Origin of the sequence: Mycobacterium sp. (genome assembly GCF_025965855.1) — a bacterium.
Lineage (GTDB): Bacteria > Actinomycetota > Actinomycetes > Mycobacteriales > Mycobacteriaceae > Mycobacterium.
On record NZ_JAOPWB010000168.1, the window covers coordinates 1 to 14,487 of the forward strand.

General features: G+C 66.8%; 18 protein-coding genes and 1 pseudogene. 11 read left to right on the plus strand and 8 right to left on the minus strand.

Features of this window, described 5'->3' with window-relative positions; translation table 11 throughout:
• The 6 genes from JWP83_RS13545 to JWP83_RS13570 form a co-directional block, all read left to right on the plus strand.
• Window positions 1–519, plus strand: a 519-nt coding sequence (locus JWP83_RS13545; protein ID WP_297730629.1) for a methyltransferase, incomplete at its 5' end; no start/stop codon positions are given.
• 152 nt (window positions 520–671) lie between these two features.
• On the plus strand, window positions 672–1,211 hold the full coding sequence (locus JWP83_RS13550; RefSeq protein WP_297730631.1) for an RNA polymerase sigma factor: 540 nt from the start codon (window positions 672–674) through the stop codon (window positions 1,209–1,211).
• Window positions 1,208–1,906: a Rieske (2Fe-2S) protein gene (locus JWP83_RS13555; protein WP_297730633.1), complete on the plus strand. Its 699-nt coding sequence runs from the start codon at window positions 1,208–1,210 to the stop codon at window positions 1,904–1,906. Before JWP83_RS13550 ends, JWP83_RS13555 begins: the two co-directional genes overlap by 4 nt.
• A gap of 21 nt (window positions 1,907–1,927) precedes the next feature.
• A complete protein-coding gene (locus JWP83_RS13560; protein ID WP_297730635.1) occupies window positions 1,928–2,395 on the plus strand; it encodes a cupredoxin family copper-binding protein in 468 nt (155 codons plus the stop codon).
• Window positions 2,392–3,324 (plus strand): metallophosphoesterase, encoded by a 933-nt coding sequence (locus JWP83_RS13565; protein ID WP_297730637.1) that lies wholly within the window; start codon window positions 2,392–2,394, stop codon window positions 3,322–3,324. The genes JWP83_RS13560 and JWP83_RS13565 overlap by 4 nt, the downstream gene beginning before the upstream one ends.
• Window positions 3,321–3,701 carry a hypothetical protein gene (locus JWP83_RS13570; RefSeq protein WP_297730639.1) on the plus strand — a complete coding sequence of 127 codons (381 nt, stop codon included), beginning with the start codon at window positions 3,321–3,323 and terminating at the stop codon, window positions 3,699–3,701. The genes JWP83_RS13565 and JWP83_RS13570 overlap by 4 nt, the downstream gene beginning before the upstream one ends.
• A gap of 1 nt (window position 3,702) precedes the next feature.
• Here the strand turns inward: JWP83_RS13570 and JWP83_RS13575 are convergent, their stop codons facing one another.
• The 8 genes from JWP83_RS13575 to JWP83_RS13610 all read right to left on the minus strand — a co-directional run bounded on the left by JWP83_RS13575 (window position 3,703) and on the right by JWP83_RS13610 (window position 12,646).
• Window positions 3,703–5,397: a PecA family PE domain-processing aspartic protease gene (locus tag JWP83_RS13575; protein WP_297730641.1), complete on the minus strand. Its 1,695-nt coding sequence runs from the start codon at window positions 5,395–5,397 to the stop codon at window positions 3,703–3,705.
• Between the two features lie 226 nt (window positions 5,398–5,623).
• Window positions 5,624–5,899, minus strand: a complete 276-nt coding sequence (locus tag JWP83_RS13580) for a lipoprotein LpqH (RefSeq protein WP_297730643.1) — start codon at window positions 5,897–5,899, stop codon at window positions 5,624–5,626.
• Window positions 5,900–6,082: 183 nt separating this feature from the next.
• Window positions 6,083–6,691: a dTDP-4-dehydrorhamnose 3,5-epimerase gene (gene rfbC / locus JWP83_RS13585; RefSeq protein ID WP_297730645.1), complete on the minus strand. Its 609-nt coding sequence runs from the start codon at window positions 6,689–6,691 to the stop codon at window positions 6,083–6,085.
• A gap of 1 nt (window position 6,692) precedes the next feature.
• The gene (gene rfbB, locus JWP83_RS13590; protein ID WP_297730647.1) at window positions 6,693–7,688 is read right to left on the minus strand and encodes a dTDP-glucose 4,6-dehydratase; all 996 of its coding nucleotides are present in this window, start codon (window positions 7,686–7,688) and stop codon (window positions 6,693–6,695) included.
• A gap of 28 nt (window positions 7,689–7,716) precedes the next feature.
• Window positions 7,717–8,571, minus strand: coding sequence for an LLM class F420-dependent oxidoreductase (locus tag JWP83_RS13595; protein WP_297730649.1), 855 nt, complete (start codon window positions 8,569–8,571; stop codon window positions 7,717–7,719).
• Between the two features lie 20 nt (window positions 8,572–8,591).
• The gene (locus JWP83_RS13600; protein ID WP_297730651.1) at window positions 8,592–9,449 is read right to left on the minus strand and encodes an LLM class F420-dependent oxidoreductase; all 858 of its coding nucleotides are present in this window, start codon (window positions 9,447–9,449) and stop codon (window positions 8,592–8,594) included.
• A 28-nt stretch (window positions 9,450–9,477) separates the two neighbouring features.
• Window positions 9,478–10,965, minus strand: a complete 1,488-nt coding sequence (locus tag JWP83_RS13605) for an ATP-binding protein (RefSeq protein ID WP_297730653.1) — start codon at window positions 10,963–10,965, stop codon at window positions 9,478–9,480.
• Between the two features lie 4 nt (window positions 10,966–10,969).
• On the minus strand, window positions 10,970–12,646 hold the full coding sequence (locus tag JWP83_RS13610; protein WP_297730655.1) for an FAD-dependent oxidoreductase: 1,677 nt from the start codon (window positions 12,644–12,646) through the stop codon (window positions 10,970–10,972).
• 252 nt (window positions 12,647–12,898) lie between these two features.
• Here JWP83_RS13610 and infA point away from each other — a divergent pair, with 252 nt between their 5' ends.
• From infA to JWP83_RS13635, 5 genes and pseudogenes are all read left to right on the plus strand, one after another.
• A complete protein-coding gene (gene infA, locus JWP83_RS13615) occupies window positions 12,899–13,120 on the plus strand; it encodes a translation initiation factor IF-1 (RefSeq protein WP_003418601.1) in 222 nt (73 codons plus the stop codon).
• Window positions 13,121–13,171: 51 nt separating this feature from the next.
• Window positions 13,172–13,285: a 50S ribosomal protein L36 gene (rpmJ, locus tag JWP83_RS13620; RefSeq protein ID WP_003879483.1), complete on the plus strand. Its 114-nt coding sequence runs from the start codon at window positions 13,172–13,174 to the stop codon at window positions 13,283–13,285.
• 239 nt (window positions 13,286–13,524) lie between these two features.
• A complete protein-coding gene (gene rpsM, locus JWP83_RS13625) occupies window positions 13,525–13,899 on the plus strand; it encodes a 30S ribosomal protein S13 (RefSeq protein ID WP_297730657.1) in 375 nt (124 codons plus the stop codon).
• A 3-nt stretch (window positions 13,900–13,902) separates the two neighbouring features.
• Window positions 13,903–14,322, plus strand: coding sequence for a 30S ribosomal protein S11 (gene rpsK, locus JWP83_RS13630; protein WP_297730659.1), 420 nt, complete (start codon window positions 13,903–13,905; stop codon window positions 14,320–14,322).
• 9 nt (window positions 14,323–14,331) lie between these two features.
• A pseudogene (locus tag JWP83_RS13635) lies at window positions 14,332–14,487 on the plus strand (30S ribosomal protein S4); the annotation flags it as partial.

Consider the following 14,487-nt stretch of genomic DNA (forward strand, 5'->3'; position numbering starts at 1 on the left):
TACGACTTCAGCGTCTACCCCACGATCGTCGACGTGGGCGGCGGGCACGGTCCGCTGCTGGCCGCCATCCTGGCGGGCGCGCCGGCTTCGCGGGGCGTACTCTACGACCTGCCGCAGGTGGTCGCCGATGCCCCAAAGTGTTTGCGCCAGTACAACGTCGCCGACCGTGTGTGCATCGCGGAGGGGTCGTTCTTCGACAGCGTCCCGGGCGGTGGCGACGCCTACATCCTCAAGAACATCATCCACGACTGGCCCGACGAAAAAGCGGTGCAGATCCTGCGTAACGTACGCGCGGCAGCCGGGCCCCGAGCCACGGTGCTGCTGGTCGAATTGATCATCCCCGAGCACGACCGTGACTTCCCGGGTAAATGGGTGGATTTGGAGATGCTGCTGAATTTGGGGGCCCGGGAACGCACCGCCGCGGAGTACCGAGATCTGCTCAGCCAGGCCGGATTCCAGATCACCCGGGTGGTCCAAACCGCTTCGCCCCTCAGCGTGGTCGAGGCCCGGGCGGTGTAACCACAACCACCACGATGCTGGGCGGGTTAGCCTTTATCCCGTGTGCACACCATCGAAACCGACCTGCCACGAAGCTGGGTCGGCTGATGGCCGCCTCGAGAGCTGACGGGCCTCGTGTAACCCGGTCCAATATTGATGGGTGAAGGAGGACCGTGGCGGCTCAAAACGAACCCGTCGGCCCGCGACTGCTGCGCGCGGTCCCCGACGGCGGCTACCCCGACTGGGAAGCCGTGTACCAGGACAACGCGTCCTGGGTGTACCGCACGCTGTTCGCCCGGGTGGGCAACCGCGCCGACGCCGAGGACCTCACCGCGGAGGTCTTTCTGGCCGCGCTGCGGCCGCTGCGCCTGACCGCGAGCGTCGGCGAGGTGCGTGCCTACCTGCGGGCCACGGCGAGGACCGTCCTGGCCGCGCACTGGCGGCAGACTTTGGGTCGGGAGATAACCTCGATCGAAGACATCGAACAACCACCCGATAGCGACGAAGCGATCAGCACCGCGCCCCAGCGTGTCGCCCAAGTTCTCGACACTCTGCCGGACCGGTATCGACAGATTTTGGAAATGCGTTTTTTGCAAGGCAATTCGATCAAGGAGTCCGCCGCCGAACTTGGGATCAGCGTCGCCAACGCCAAAGTGCTCCAACACCGCGCCCTGCGGCTGGCGGCACAGGTCAACGAGGGAGGTCAGCCATGAACGCGCGAGGCTTGCGGCGCTATGTCGACGACCTGTTGAGGGGCCGCCGTCCGAAGCCGTTTCAGCCCGACGACTTCGAGGCGGCGCAGCTCCGGACGGCGATCGAACTGCGAGCGTCCCGGCAGGGTGCTGAAGAGCCGCGGCAGGAATTCCTCACCGACCTGCACAGCCGCCTGGCCGAGCAGATGATCGGCGCGCCGGCGAAAGCGGCGGCCAAGCAAAGCACGACGCGCCGGCAGGTCATCGTGGGCGCGTCGGCCGCCGCGGCCGCCGCGGCCGCCGCGGTTTCCATCGATCGCGCCGTGATCGGCGTCCCGACGGAAGGCCCCACCTCCGGTGTCGCAGCCGGTGAGCTGACGCCCAACGACGGGAGCTGGCAGCGCGTCGCATCGAGCTCGGAAGTGCCCGACGGCGTCATGCATCCGTTCGATCTCGGCTCGGTCACCGGATTCGTCCACCGCGTCGACGGCAAACCCCAAGCCATCTCCGGCGTCTGCACCCATCAGGGGTGCCGGCTGTGGTTCGACGCACAAGACGACGCGCTGCACTGCCCCTGCCACACGACGTCGTTCTCGCCCAGCGGGCAGGTTCGCACCCACCAGTTGGCGATCACTCCGAAGCCATTGCCCGCGCTGATGGTTCGCGAGGTCAACGGCGTAATCGAGGTGTTCGCCCCGCCACGTCGCAACGTGTAACCCGCCGCCATATCTCTTGGTATGAACATCGCCAAGCTTCGAAAACATCTGGTCGCGGCGTCGGCCCTCGGTGTGCTGCTGGCCGGCTGCTCGTCGTCGCCGCCGGCCGCCCAGCCGTCGGTGACCTTCGGATCGAACGCCAGCGGCACGCCCGGGATGCCGGGCATGAGCGGGATGCCCTCGATGCCGAGTCCGTCGGCGGGCGCGGCGCCGGCAACCGGTTCGCCGGCTGCGGTCGCGGGCGACCAGGTCAGCATCGACAACTTCGCCTTCGCGCCGGCCACCTTGACCGTCAAGGCGGGCAGCACCGTCACATGGACCAACCGCGACGAAGAACCGCACACGGTGGCCGCCACCGACGGTTCGTTTCACTCGCCCGGAATGGGGACGGGCGCCACCTTCTCGCACGCCTTCCCGACCGCGGGGAAGTTCGACTACGTTTGCTCGATTCACCCGATGATGCACGGCACCGTGGTGGTGACGGCATGAATGCCAACGACCCGAACACGATGACCCGCCGCCAGCTGATGCGGCACTCGGCGTGGTTCGGCGCGGCGGTCGGGTTCGCCGTCGTCGGCGGCGAGGTCCTCTCGCATGTGGCCGGCACGGCGTCGGCCTCGCACGCCAGCGCCCGGCCCACGCTGCGTTTCGCCCAGGTGAGTGACAGCCACATCGGCTTCAGCGGCCCGCCCAACCCCGACGTCACCAGCACGTTCGGCCACGCGATCGATCAGATCAACAGCCTTGGCTACACACCGGATTTCGTCATTCACACCGGCGACCTCACCCACCTGTCGAGCCCCGAGCAGTTCGACCAGGTGAAGCAGATGCTCTCCAAGCTGCAGACACCGCACGTGTTCACGGTGCCCGGCGAACACGATTCGGTCGATGACGCGGGACAGAAGTACCGCAGCGTCTTCGGTGCCGGAACCCGTGGCGACGGGTGGTACAGCTTCGACATCGCCGGTGCCCACGTGATCGCCCTGGTGAACACCCTGAACCTGAAGAAGCTTGGGCATTTGGGCGTCGACCAGTTGGAGTTCATCGAGAAGGACGTCGCGGGATTGTCCAGCGATACGCCCATCATCGTGTTCAGCCACATCCCGTTGTTCGCGATGTATCCGGACTGGGGCTGGGGCACCGACGACGCCACCCAGGCGCTGAGCTATTTGAACCGCTTCTCGTCGGTGACTTGCCTCAACGGGCATGTGCACCAACTGTTTTCCAAGACGGAAGGCAACGTGACGTTCTACAGCGGGACGACGACCGCCTACCCGTTGCCCCATCCCGGTGACGGGCCGGTGCCCAAGCCGGTCACCCTGCCCGCCGGCAAACTGCGCGACGCCCTGGGGATTCGCGAGGTCAACTACACCAAGGGGCAGACCGCCCTGGCATTGAAAGAGACGACGCTGCAATGAAACTCTTGCTTCGACTCGGCCTGGCCGCTTCCTTGGCCGTCAGCGCCTTCAGCCATGCCTACCTGTATCTCCACGGCTACCAACATATTCCGATGATCGGCACCTCCTTCCTGATCCAGGCCAGCGTCTCGTTCTCGTTGGCTCTGCTGGTCGCCGCCGGCGGTCCCTGGTGGGTCGAATGGTCCGCCGCCGCGATGGCAGGCGGCTCCCTGGTGGCGTTCATCCTCTCGCGGACCGTCGGGCTGTTCGGCTTCACCGAGCGCGGATGGGAACCGGCGCCCCACGCGGCGCTCACCGTGGTTGCCGAGGCGCTGTGCGTACTGCTGTGGGCTGCCGCTTTTGTCAGGTGGCCGCTGAAACGGCGTGTGGCCGCCTGACTCAGGTATCGAAGTACATCGTCCCCGTGCCGCCGGGGCTGTAGGAGAGGTAGATCGGTGTCTGCGTGAAGGGATAGACCCCGGTGTTGAAGTAATCGAGGTTCGACACCACTTGTGGGAGATTGGGGGCCGTACCGGTCACCGTTTGCGAATACAGCAGGGTCCCCCCATTGGCGGTGTAGACCGAGATGGTGTCTCCCGCCGGAACATAGGCGTTGAAGAGCTGACTGAGCGGCAGTAGCTGCCGCGGGACGGCGCCGAAGGCACCACCGGAATCGATAAAGGAGGAGACGTTGCCGCTGAGGAAGCCACCGCCGATCGATACGTACAGGGTGGTGATCGGCGCTCCGGGCAACGAGGCGTAGGAGGGCAGCGGGTTGCTGCTGAACTGAAAATAGCCCCCGGGTTCGTTGAAGAGCACACCCTGACCGAGGGTGCCCGGCAAAGCCGTGATCACGGGGCCCGGGGCGGTACCCGAATTCATCTGCCAGGTCCCGGCATTCGCCCCGACACCCATGACGGCAAACCCGTTGGTGCCCGGAAGTGTCTGTCCGTTTTCGGTTATGGAGGTGATGACGCCCACGGTGGTCGGCGCGGTGATGATGCCGTTGCCGAAATTCACCGGCGCGGTATACGTGGTGAACGTTTCGCTCAAGCTGCTTGCGCTGTTGCCGTAATTGGCTGTGCCAGATCCGGTGGGAGCGCCGAGCGTCGCCGGATTGACGAATTGAGGCGGGACCAACAGACCGGTGGAGCCGGTGTCGACTATCACTTGGGATTGCGGTCCGCCGGCTATGGAGATGAGCGCGTCGGTGCGGATGCCATCGGCGTACAGCGGAACGGTGGCCGGCCCACCGGTGGCGCCGGTGGCCCCGGATGTCCCCAGGAAGCCGCCGAGCCCCCCGGCCCCGCCGGGGCCACCCAGAACGCCGCCCGTCCCGCCCGGTCCGCCGACGCCGACCAGCAATCCGCCACGGCCACCAGTCCCGCCCAGGCCGGCAAGTTCGCCGCCCAGCCCACCGGACCCACCGTTGCCGAACCACAACGCGCTGCCCCCCGTGCCGCCGACGCTGAGGGGCCCGCCGATACCGCCGGTTCCGCCGTTGCCCCACAGCAACCCCGCGGTCCCCCCGACACCGCCGGGCGTGCCCCACCCACCCATGCCGCCGGTGCCGCCCCCGCCGATCAACCCGGCCGGGCCGCCGGCACCGCCGGGCACCCCGATCGCGATGCTGTCGCCGCCGTTACCGCCGCTGCCGATCAAGATCCCACCGGGCCCGCCGGGCGTCCCGATCCCGTGCGCGGTGGTGGTGCCGTCGGCGCCGTGGCCGATCAGGGGACGGCCCAGCAATGTGTTGGTTGGCGCGTTGATCACGCCGAGCACGTCTTGCTCGAGGACCTGCAGGGGTGAAGCGTTGGCGGCCTCGGTCGCCGCATACATCCCCGCGCCGGCATTGAGGGTCTGCACCAACTGTGCGTGGAAAGCCGCGGCCTGCGCACTGAGCGCTTGATATCCCGTGGCGTGCCGGGAAAACACCGTCGCTATCGCCGCCGACACCTCATCGTCGGCGGCCGCCAGCACCCCGGTCGTGCGTGCAACCGCCGCCGCATGGGCCGCGTTGATCGCGGAGCCGAGGCCGGCCAAATCTGTTGCCGCGCCCGTGACCATTTCCGGCACCGCGATCACAAACGACATCTGACACCTCCCAAACCCCGGCGATCAGCGATAAGCGGATGGTAGGCGTGCCCGGCGGCGAAATTAGCCGTTTTCGGCGACAATGCGGCCACTCGAAAGTCGTGTCGGCATCCCAGTGCGGGTCGTGCGTCAGGAAGGCTTTGTGGCGCAGAACTTTTCGATGAGCGCGTCGGTCTGGGCTTCGCGGACGGGCTGCGCGCAGCTGGCTCGGCGACGTCGGGGCGCCTTAGGGGCAGGTGACGCTGACCTCGAAAGGCTTATGGACCTGCGCGCCCGTGGCGTCGGTGCCGCTGGCCACGCCGGTGATCTTGTAGGTGTTGCCGGTCTTGGTGGCGGTGGCGTTCTCGCCGGGCACGCCCTCGGTGAAGTTCATGACCACGCCGTCGACGGTGCCGAGGCCGGCGTCCCGGACCACCGACGCGTCGGGTTCGAGGCCGATGATGATGCCGGTGGCCATGTCGCCGACGGCGATGGAGAACTTGCCATTGTTGGTCGCGCACACCACCTACCACTGACGTGCTGGGGTTGGCCGCCGATCGTGACCTGTACCGGCCCGGCCGCTGCGGCGCTTGATGACGTTGTGCTGGAAGATGTTTGGCTGGATGACGATGGACCGGACGCTTTGTTGCCGTTGGCACACCCGGCCCCGCCCGCGACCGTTGCGGCCACGACGGCGGTCAACAACTCACGCTTCACGCATACCACTGATGAAGCTTTGCGTCTCCTCCCAGGTGGGCAGGAGGCCGGAGGCGCGGACTTCGTCCAGGCTGGGGGCGGCGGCGTCGCGGTCGGACAAGCTGGGCGCGGCGCCGTCGACCAGCGGCCAGTCGATCGCCAGCGCCGGGTCCGTCGCGCAGATGGTGTGCTCGCGTTGCGGGTCGTATTCCGTCGAGCACAGATACATAACCACCGAATTGTCTTGCAGTGCAAGGAATCCGTGCCCGAGGCCTTCGGAGACATAGATCGTCCGGCGGTCCTTGTCGTCGAGCAGAACCGAGTCCCACTGGCCGAAAGTCGGTGAGCTGACGCGGATGTCGACGACAACGTCGAACACCGCGCCGGACACGCAGGTCACGTATTTGGCCTGGCTCGGTGGCATCTGGGCGAAGTGCAGGCCGCGCAGCACGCCGGCCGACGACACCGAGCAGTTGGCCTGCAGGACGTCCAGCCGATGGCCGGCGAACCCGGTGAATTCCCGGTTGGTGAACCATTCGAAAAGCGCGCCACGGGAATCACCGTGGATGGTCGGGGTGATCTCCCACGCGCCCGGGACTTTGAGCTCACGAACCTTCACCTCACCGCCCTCGTTCCTCGTAGCGCGTCTCCGCGGCTTCTTTCAGCGGGCGCCACCACGACTCGTTGGCACGATACCAGTCAATGGTGGCTCGCAAGCCCTCTTCGAAGTCGGTATGCTTTGGCGCCCAGCACAATTCGTCATACAGCAGCGACGGGTCGATCGCGTAGCGCAGGTCGTGACCGGCGCGGTCGGGGACGTGGTCGAAATCGTCGGGGTCGCGGCCCATCATCTGCAGCAGCGTGCGCAGCACACTGAGGTTGTCGCGCTCGCCCTCGGCGCCGATGAGGTAAGTCTGGCCGATCCGCCCCTTCTCGAGGATGCGCCGCACCGCGCTGTTGTGATCGTCGACGTGGATCCAGTCGCGCACATTGGCGCCCCTGCCGTACAACTTGGGTCGACGACCGGTGAGCACGTTGGTGATCTGGCGCGGGATGAATTTCTCGATGTGCTGATACGGCCCGTAGTTGTTGGAGCAGTTGGAGATCGTCGCACGCACCCCGTACGACCGCACCCAGGCCCGGACGAGCATGTCGGCGCCGGCTTTGGTCCCCGAGTACGGACTCGACGGGTTGTACGGCGTCGACTCGGTGAACCGCTTGGGGTCGTCAAGCTCCAGGTCGCCGTAGACCTCGTCGGTCGAGACGTGGTGCAGCCGCACGCGGTGGCGTCGCACCGCTTCCAGGATGGTGTACGTCCCGATCACGTTGGTACGCAGAAACGGCTCCGGGTCGTCCAGCGCGTTGTCCACGTGGCTCTCGGCGGCGAAGTGCACGACCGCGTCGGACTCGCCCACCAGCCTGTCGACCAGCGCGGCATCGGTGATGTCTCCCTCCACCAGCCTGATGGCGTCATCGACGTCGGCCAGTGACTCGCGCCGCCCGGCGTAGGTGAAAGCGTCAAGCACCGTCACGGCATCCTCGGGATGCTCCCGCGCCGTGCTGTGCACGAAATTCGCGCCGATGAAGCCGGCGCCCCCGGTGACCAGCAATCGCATGGTCCAACACCCTAACCGAGCGGGGTGATCAGTTTGGGGGAGTTAGCCCCAATGGCCCGGCCAGCTCGCCCAGCGCCGCTTCGTTCGCAGTCCCCAGCACCTGGATCGCCACATGGTCCGCACCGGCCGCGCAGTGCTCCTCGAGGCGCCGCGCAACGGCCTCCGGGCTGCCATGGGCCACCACGGCGTCGATCAGCTTGTCGCTGCCGGGCCTGCGCACGTCGTCCTGGGTGAACCCCAGCCGCTGCAAGTTGCTCACGTAATTGCTCAGCGCCAGGTAGTGGTCGGCGGTCCGGCGGCCGATCGCGCGGGCTTCCCCGGGGTCGGTGGTGAGCACCACCTTGTGCTCCGGCGCCAGAAACACCGACTTCCCCACCTGTTCGCGCGCCTTGGCCGTGTGTTCGGGCGTGGTCAGGTACGGGTGCGCGCCGGCGCTGCGTTCGGCCGCCAGCCGCAACACCCGTGGCCCGAGCGCCGCGAGCACCCGCCGGCTGGTGGGCACCATCGCGGCGTCGAGCGCGTCGAGGTAGCTGACCAGGGCGTCGTAGGGCTTGACGTACTCGTCGGTGTGCTCGCGGTGGCCCACCCCGACACCGAGCAGAAACCTGCCCGGGTGGGCGCCTTCGATGCGCGCGAAGGAGTCGGCGACCGCCGGCGCCGGAGCGGACCAGATGTTGACGATCCCGGTCGCCAGTTGCAGCGAACTCGTCCGTGCCAGGGCCGGGTCGACCCAGGCCAGTTCCGCGTCCGGCGAGCCGCCGATCCAGACGGCGCCGTAGCCGAGCGATTCGATCTTGGAGGCCAGGTCGGGCGTGATCGAGCGGGTGGGCAGAAATACGCCAAATCGGCCCAGGTCGGGTTTCAGTGCGACTGCCTCGGTCATCCAGGTCCCCCTCGCGTCTGCTAGCCCAGTCCGAGCGGCCCCGCCAATTCGGCCAGCGCCGAGACCAGGTTTTCATCCTTGGTGAGGACCTGCACGGCCACGTGGTCGGCGCCCGCGTCGAGGTGCTGTTTCAGCCGCGCGGCGATCTCGTCCGGCGTGCCGTAAGCCACCACCGAGTCGACCAGGCGGTCGCTGCCCGGGCGGGTGACCTCCTCCTCGGAGAAGCCCAGCCGCTTCCAGTTGTTGCGGTAATTGGCCAGGTTGAAATAGATGTCGAGCGCCTTGCGGCCCACCGCACGGGCCTCCTCGGCGTCGGTGGTGAGCACCACCTTGTGTTCGGGCGCCAGGAACGCCGACGGGCCGATCAGTTCGCGGGCCTGCGCGGTGTGCTCGGGGGTGGTCAGGTAGGGGTGCGCACCGGCAGCGCGTTCCGCCGACAGCTTCAGCACCCGCGGACCCAGGGCCGCGATCACGCGCCGGTTGACCGGCACGCCGTATTCGTCGAGCTTGTCCAAGTAGTCCACCAGCGCGTCGTAGGGCTTGCGGTACTCGCTGACCGCTTCCGGGTGGCCCACGCCGATGCCGAGCAGGAAGCGGCCGGGGTAGGCCTTGTCGATGCGGTGAAACGACTCGGCCACCGGCCCGGCGGGCGCCGACCAAATGTTGACGATGCCGGTGGCCACCTGCAATGTGGTCGTCGCCTCGAGGAGGGGCTCCACCCAGGCCAGCTCGGCGGGCGGGGAACCACCCACCCAGACGGCCCCGTAGCCCAGGGATTCGATTTCTTTGGCTTGCTGGGGCGTCACGCCGCGTCCGAACGATCCGAACCGGCCGAGGTTGGGTTTGGTTGCAGAAGAATTGGCATGAGCGTCTGTCATGCCGTCTCCAACCGGGGATGTGGTGGTGCTATTCCGGCTCCGCTGCGTCCACGGCCGGCGGCCTCTCTAGCGGCAGCAGCACGATGAACCGCGTATCGCCTGGCACCGATTCCACTCGCAGGTCTCCACGATGGTTCTTGACGACGATGTTGAATGCCAGGTCCAGCCCGAGGCCGGTGCCTTCCCCGAACGGTTTGGTGGTGAAGAACGGCTCGAAGATGTGCTCGCGTACGTCGTCGGGGATCCCTGGGCCGGTGTCGCAGATCTCGACTCGGGCCATCTTCTCGCCCTCCCGGCAGGTGCGGATGGTCAGCGTGCCGGCCCTATCGCGCATCGCGGCGATCGCGTTGTCGATGATGTTAGTCCATACCTGATTGAGATCGCCTGGATAGCAAGGGATTTCGGGAAGCGATTTATCGAAATCCTTGACCACAGTGATGGCTTTGGCGTCCTTGCTGGTGTCGTCTTTGCTCAACCGGTCGGCGAACATCACCAGTGTGCTGCGCAGCAGCTCGTGCACATCGGCCACCTGGAACGGAGCCCGGTCCAGCTGCGAATACTGTTTGGCGTCGGCGACCAACGCCGAAATCCGTTTGCTTGCTTCCGCGATCTGGTTCATCAGCAGCTCGCTTTCGATGGTGTAGTTGATCCACCGGATCGCCTCCTCCAACGATGTCGACGCGAGCTCGTCGGCGGCCGCCGAAATCCGCTCCAGCCAGTCGGTGTCGAGGCCGCCTTCGACGAATGTCGGTGCGATATCCCATCCGCCGTCGATGCCGTGGTCCGCCAGCCACTCGCCGACGGCGTCCTCGCGGTCGGCGGTCTCGATCGCGCTCAGGTTCTGCGATCCCGACTTGGCGACCTGCTCGGCGACCCCTTGCTGCAGCAGCACCAGGGCGCTGAGCGCCTCGGGGGTGACGGTGCCGTCGGCCAGCATAGCCAGCTTGTCGCGCATGCCGGCGACCCGGCCGCGCAGGTCGGCCGTGGCGCGCGCGATGGCCGCGGCGGGATTGTTCAGCTGATGGGTCAACCCGGCCGACAGCCGGCCCAGCGCCAGCAGCTTCTCCCGGTTGTCGATGATCCGGCGGGTCCGGTCGGTGCCGACCGCGATCCCGTCGAGCAGGTGAACCGCCATCGGGAACTGGTCCCTCATGAACTGGGCGAAGATGGGCGCGTCCATCACGAAGAAGCGCGACGGTTTGGTCACGTGCACCGAGGCGTCGTAGCTCTGCTCCGGCCTGCCGGTGAACGCCCGCCAGGCGCCGCAGTACACGCCGCGCTGCGAGGTCCGGTTCGTTTCGATCTGCTGACCGCCGGAGAGCTTCGACATCATCAGCTCGCCCTCGATGAGGACGTAGAAGCAGGTCGCCGGTTCGCCTTCGACGCAGATCGGCCCCGGCTCGTAATTCTGGATGTGGCCGTTGGTGCATAACACCGCGAGCTGCTCGTCGGTGAGGGCCTCGAACAGGAACAGGGTGCGCAGCTCAGCGGGCTCACACGGCGTCTTCGTGGTCATGCCGTCATGACTCCGACAGGTAGCGGTGGACGAGCATCACGGCCATCGATCCCTCGCCGACCGCCGCCGCGACCCGTTTGGCGGACTCGGAGCGCACGTCGCCGGCGACGAATACGCCCGGGACGCTGGTTTCCAGGTGATGGGGTGGGCGGTCCAATGCCCAACCGCACACGTTGCGCAGGTCGGGGCCGGTGAGCAGGAAGCCGTGGTCGTCGCGGGCGAGCACCCCGTCGAGCCATTCGGTGCGCGGCGCCGCGCCGATGAAGATGAACATCCGGGCGCAGGTGACGTCTTCGGTGGTGCCGGTTCGGTTGTCGGCCAGGGTCAGCTTCTCCAGGTGGTCGGTTCCTACGGCGCAGTGAACCTCGGAGCAGGTGCGGACGGTGATTTTGGGGTTCTCTTTGATCTGCTGAATCAGGTAATACGACATCGACGCCTCGAGCGACGCCGCGCGCACCACGATGGTCACCGATGCGGCATCGCGGGACAGAAACATCGCGGCCTGTCCGGCCGAATTCGCACCGCCGATGACGTAGACGTCCTCGTCCTTGCACTCCGACCCGACGGACGTGGCCGCGCCGTAGTAGACGCCCCGGCCGGTCAGCTCGGCGCACCCGGTTGCGTCCAGCTGGCGGTAGGAGACCCCGGTGGCCAGGATGACTGCGTGCGCGTCGACGGATCCGCCGTCGGCGAACCGCACGGTGCGCTTGGACCCATTGATCTCCAGCGTGGTGGCCGTGCGGGCAGTGATCAGTTCGGCGCCGAACTTCTCGGCCTGCCTGCGCGCGCGGTCGGCCAACTGGCCACCCGACACACCATCCGGAAAGCCCAGGTAGTTCTCGATCCGCGAACTTTGGCCGGCCTGACCACCGGTTGCGGTGCGTTCGATGAGCACCGTGCGCAGACCCTCGGAGGCGCCATAGACAGCGGCGGCCAGGCCGGCGGGGCCGCCGCCGATGACGATCAGGTCGTAGAAGTCCTTGGACAGCTGGGTGGACAGGCCCAGCGTGTCGGCCAGTTGTGTGTCGGTGGGATCGACGAGGGGCTCGCCACGTTCGGTGATAACGACCGGCAGCCGCAGGCCGTCCTCGCCGGCGGCCTGCAACAGCTGCTGGCCGGCGGGCTCGTCGGCCATGAACCAGGTGTAGTACAGCCCGTTCCGGGCCAGGAAGTCGCGGACCTGCCAGGACCGCGCCGACCAGCGGTGTCCGATCACCTTGGTGTGCGGAATGGGGCGTTCCGGCGCGCGCTTCCACGCTTCCAAAAGCGCGTCGATGATGGGGTAGAGCTTTTCCTCCGGCGGATCCCACGGCTTGAGCAGGTAGTGATCGAGGTCGACGACGTTGATCGCGTCGATAGCGGCGTGGGTGTCGGCGTACGCCGTGAGCAGGATCCGCCGTGCCGCCGGATACAGGTCCATGGCCTGTTCGAGGAACTCGATACCGGTCATCTGCGGCATCCGGTAGTCGGCGATGACCGTGGCGACCGTTTCACCCCGCAGTTTGAGTTGCTTGAGGGTCTCCAGGGCGTCGGGGCCCGATTCCGCGCGCACGATGCGGTGGTCCTCGCCGTACCGACGACGTAGGTCCCGGGCCACCGCTCGGGACACCGCCGGATCGTCGTCGACGGTCAGCATTACGGGTTTGCGGGGCTGTGCATCGGGGTGTGCCGGGCTTGTCATCGCCGTTAAGTATGCGCTCGTCAGGTGCCCTGTGGCGGCTCGAGTTGGGTGGGCCCGATTCCTCTGACGGCGATTTTGGCCAGCGCGAATGACCAGGTATCGTGGAGTAACGGTGCGGTTTTCGCGCCGACTTTTTGCGTGCCCAGTCCCTAGGAATTTCCTGTCACCGGCTCACGTTCGAAGTCGGTGTATACGTCGCGCCGATCCGGGCGCCAAAGCGAACGAAACGAATGACGAGGATTTCTGACAAGTATGGCCAAGAAGGACGGTGCCATCGAGGTCGAGGGCCGCGTGGTCGAGCCCCTGCCCAATGCGATGTTCCGCATTGAGCTGGAGAACGGCCACAAGGTGCTCGCCCACATCAGCGGCAAGATGCGGCAGCACTACATCCGCATCCTGCCCGAGGACCGGGTGGTGGTGGAGTTGTCTCCCTACGACCTGTCCCGGGGCCGCATCGTGTACCGGTACAAGTGACCGAAGCCCGAACCAACCACCGACGAGTAGACAGAACAGGATCGACCAGCCGTGAAGGTGAACCCGAGCGTCAAGCCAATCTGTGACAAGTGCAGGGTGATCCGTCGGCATGGGCGGGTCATGGTGATCTGCTCAGATCCACGCCACAAGCAACGCCAGGGCTAGCGGCGATCGCAAGCGCGGCGTAGCCGCGCTGGGGGTACCGCCCGCTTGCGGGGGACGGGCCGCCGCCATTACCTAGCCCCCGAGCAGTTGACACAACTGAATGCAGACCTCCCAGCACCAGTGAGCGGCTGGCATCGATCAGATGGGCCGCTCATTCACGCCCGGACGGAGGCCGGGCCCCGCGAAGCGGGAACGGGCTGGGATCAGACCTCCGCATGAGATAAGAGGAAACGCCACCTATGGCTCGACTAGTAGGCGTCGATCTGCCGCGTGACAAGCGGATGGAGATCGCGCTGACCTACATCTTCGGCATCGGCCGTACCCGCTCGAACGAAATTCTTGCGGCCACCGGCATCGACAGGGACCTGCGCACCAGGGATCTGACCGATGACCAGGTGACCCACCTGCGTGACTACATCGAGGCCAACCTGAAGGTGGAGGGTGACCTGCGCCGAGAGGTACAGGCCGACATCCGCCGCAAGATCGAGATCGGCTGCTACCAGGGTCTGCGGCACCGCCGCGGCCTGCCGGTGCGCGGCCAGCGGACCAAGACCAATGCGCGGACCCGCAAGGGCCCCAAGCGCACCATCGCAGGCAAGAAGAAGGCCAGGTAACCGATGCCACCGAAGAAGGCAAGCGGCTCGGCCCCCAAGAAGGGGCAGCACAAGACCCGTAAGCGGGAAAAGAAGAACATTCCGCACGGCGCCGCGCACATCAAGAGCACGTTCAACAACACGATCGTGACGATCACCGACCCGCAGGGCAACGTCATCGCCTGGGCGTCGTCGGGTCACGTCGGCTTCAAGGGCTCGCGGAAATCGACCCCCTTCGCCGCGCAGCTGGCCGCCGAGAACGCCGCGCGCAAGCCCCAGGAGCACGGCGTGAAGAAGGTGGACGTGTTCGTGAAGGGCCCGGGTTCGGGCCGGGAGACCGCGATCCGGTCGCTGCAGGCCGCCGGCCTGGAGGTGGGCGCGATCTCCGACGTCACCCCCCAGCCGCACAACGGCGTGCGCCCGCCGAAGCGCAGAAGGGTCTAGGAGGGAATCGTGGCTCGTTACACCGGACCCATCACTCGCAAATCGCGCCGGCTGCGCACCGACCTCGTCGGTGGGGACCAGGCCTTCGAGAAGCGTCCCTACCCGCCCGGCCAGCACGGCCGCGCGCGGATCAAGGAGAGCGAGTACCTGCTGCAGCTGCAGGAG

Coding starts and splice junctions, on each gene's coding strand:
- JWP83_RS13565 (WP_297730637.1), top strand. CDS start 2,392: ATGAATGCCAACGACCCGAACACGATGACCCGCCGCCAGCTGATGCGG.
- JWP83_RS13595 (WP_297730649.1), bottom strand. CDS start 8,571: ATGACCGAGGCAGTCGCACTGAAACCCGACCTGGGCCGATTTGGCGTA.
- JWP83_RS13610 (WP_297730655.1), bottom strand. CDS start 12,646: ATGACAAGCCCGGCACACCCCGATGCACAGCCCCGCAAACCCGTAATG.
- JWP83_RS13575 (WP_297730641.1), bottom strand. CDS start 5,397: ATGTCGTTTGTGATCGCGGTGCCGGAAATGGTCACGGGCGCGGCAACA.
- rfbB (WP_297730647.1), bottom strand. CDS start 7,688: ATGCGATTGCTGGTCACCGGGGGCGCCGGCTTCATCGGCGCGAATTTC.
- JWP83_RS13605 (WP_297730653.1), bottom strand. CDS start 10,965: ATGACCACGAAGACGCCGTGTGAGCCCGCTGAGCTGCGCACCCTGTTC.
- rpsM (WP_297730657.1), top strand. CDS start 13,525: ATGGCTCGACTAGTAGGCGTCGATCTGCCGCGTGACAAGCGGATGGAG.
- infA (WP_003418601.1), top strand. CDS start 12,899: ATGGCCAAGAAGGACGGTGCCATCGAGGTCGAGGGCCGCGTGGTCGAG.
- JWP83_RS13600 (WP_297730651.1), bottom strand. CDS start 9,449: ATGACAGACGCTCATGCCAATTCTTCTGCAACCAAACCCAACCTCGGC.
- rpsK (WP_297730659.1), top strand. CDS start 13,903: ATGCCACCGAAGAAGGCAAGCGGCTCGGCCCCCAAGAAGGGGCAGCAC.
- JWP83_RS13560 (WP_297730635.1), top strand. CDS start 1,928: ATGAACATCGCCAAGCTTCGAAAACATCTGGTCGCGGCGTCGGCCCTC.
- JWP83_RS13555 (WP_297730633.1), top strand. CDS start 1,208: ATGAACGCGCGAGGCTTGCGGCGCTATGTCGACGACCTGTTGAGGGGC.
- JWP83_RS13570 (WP_297730639.1), top strand. CDS start 3,321: ATGAAACTCTTGCTTCGACTCGGCCTGGCCGCTTCCTTGGCCGTCAGC.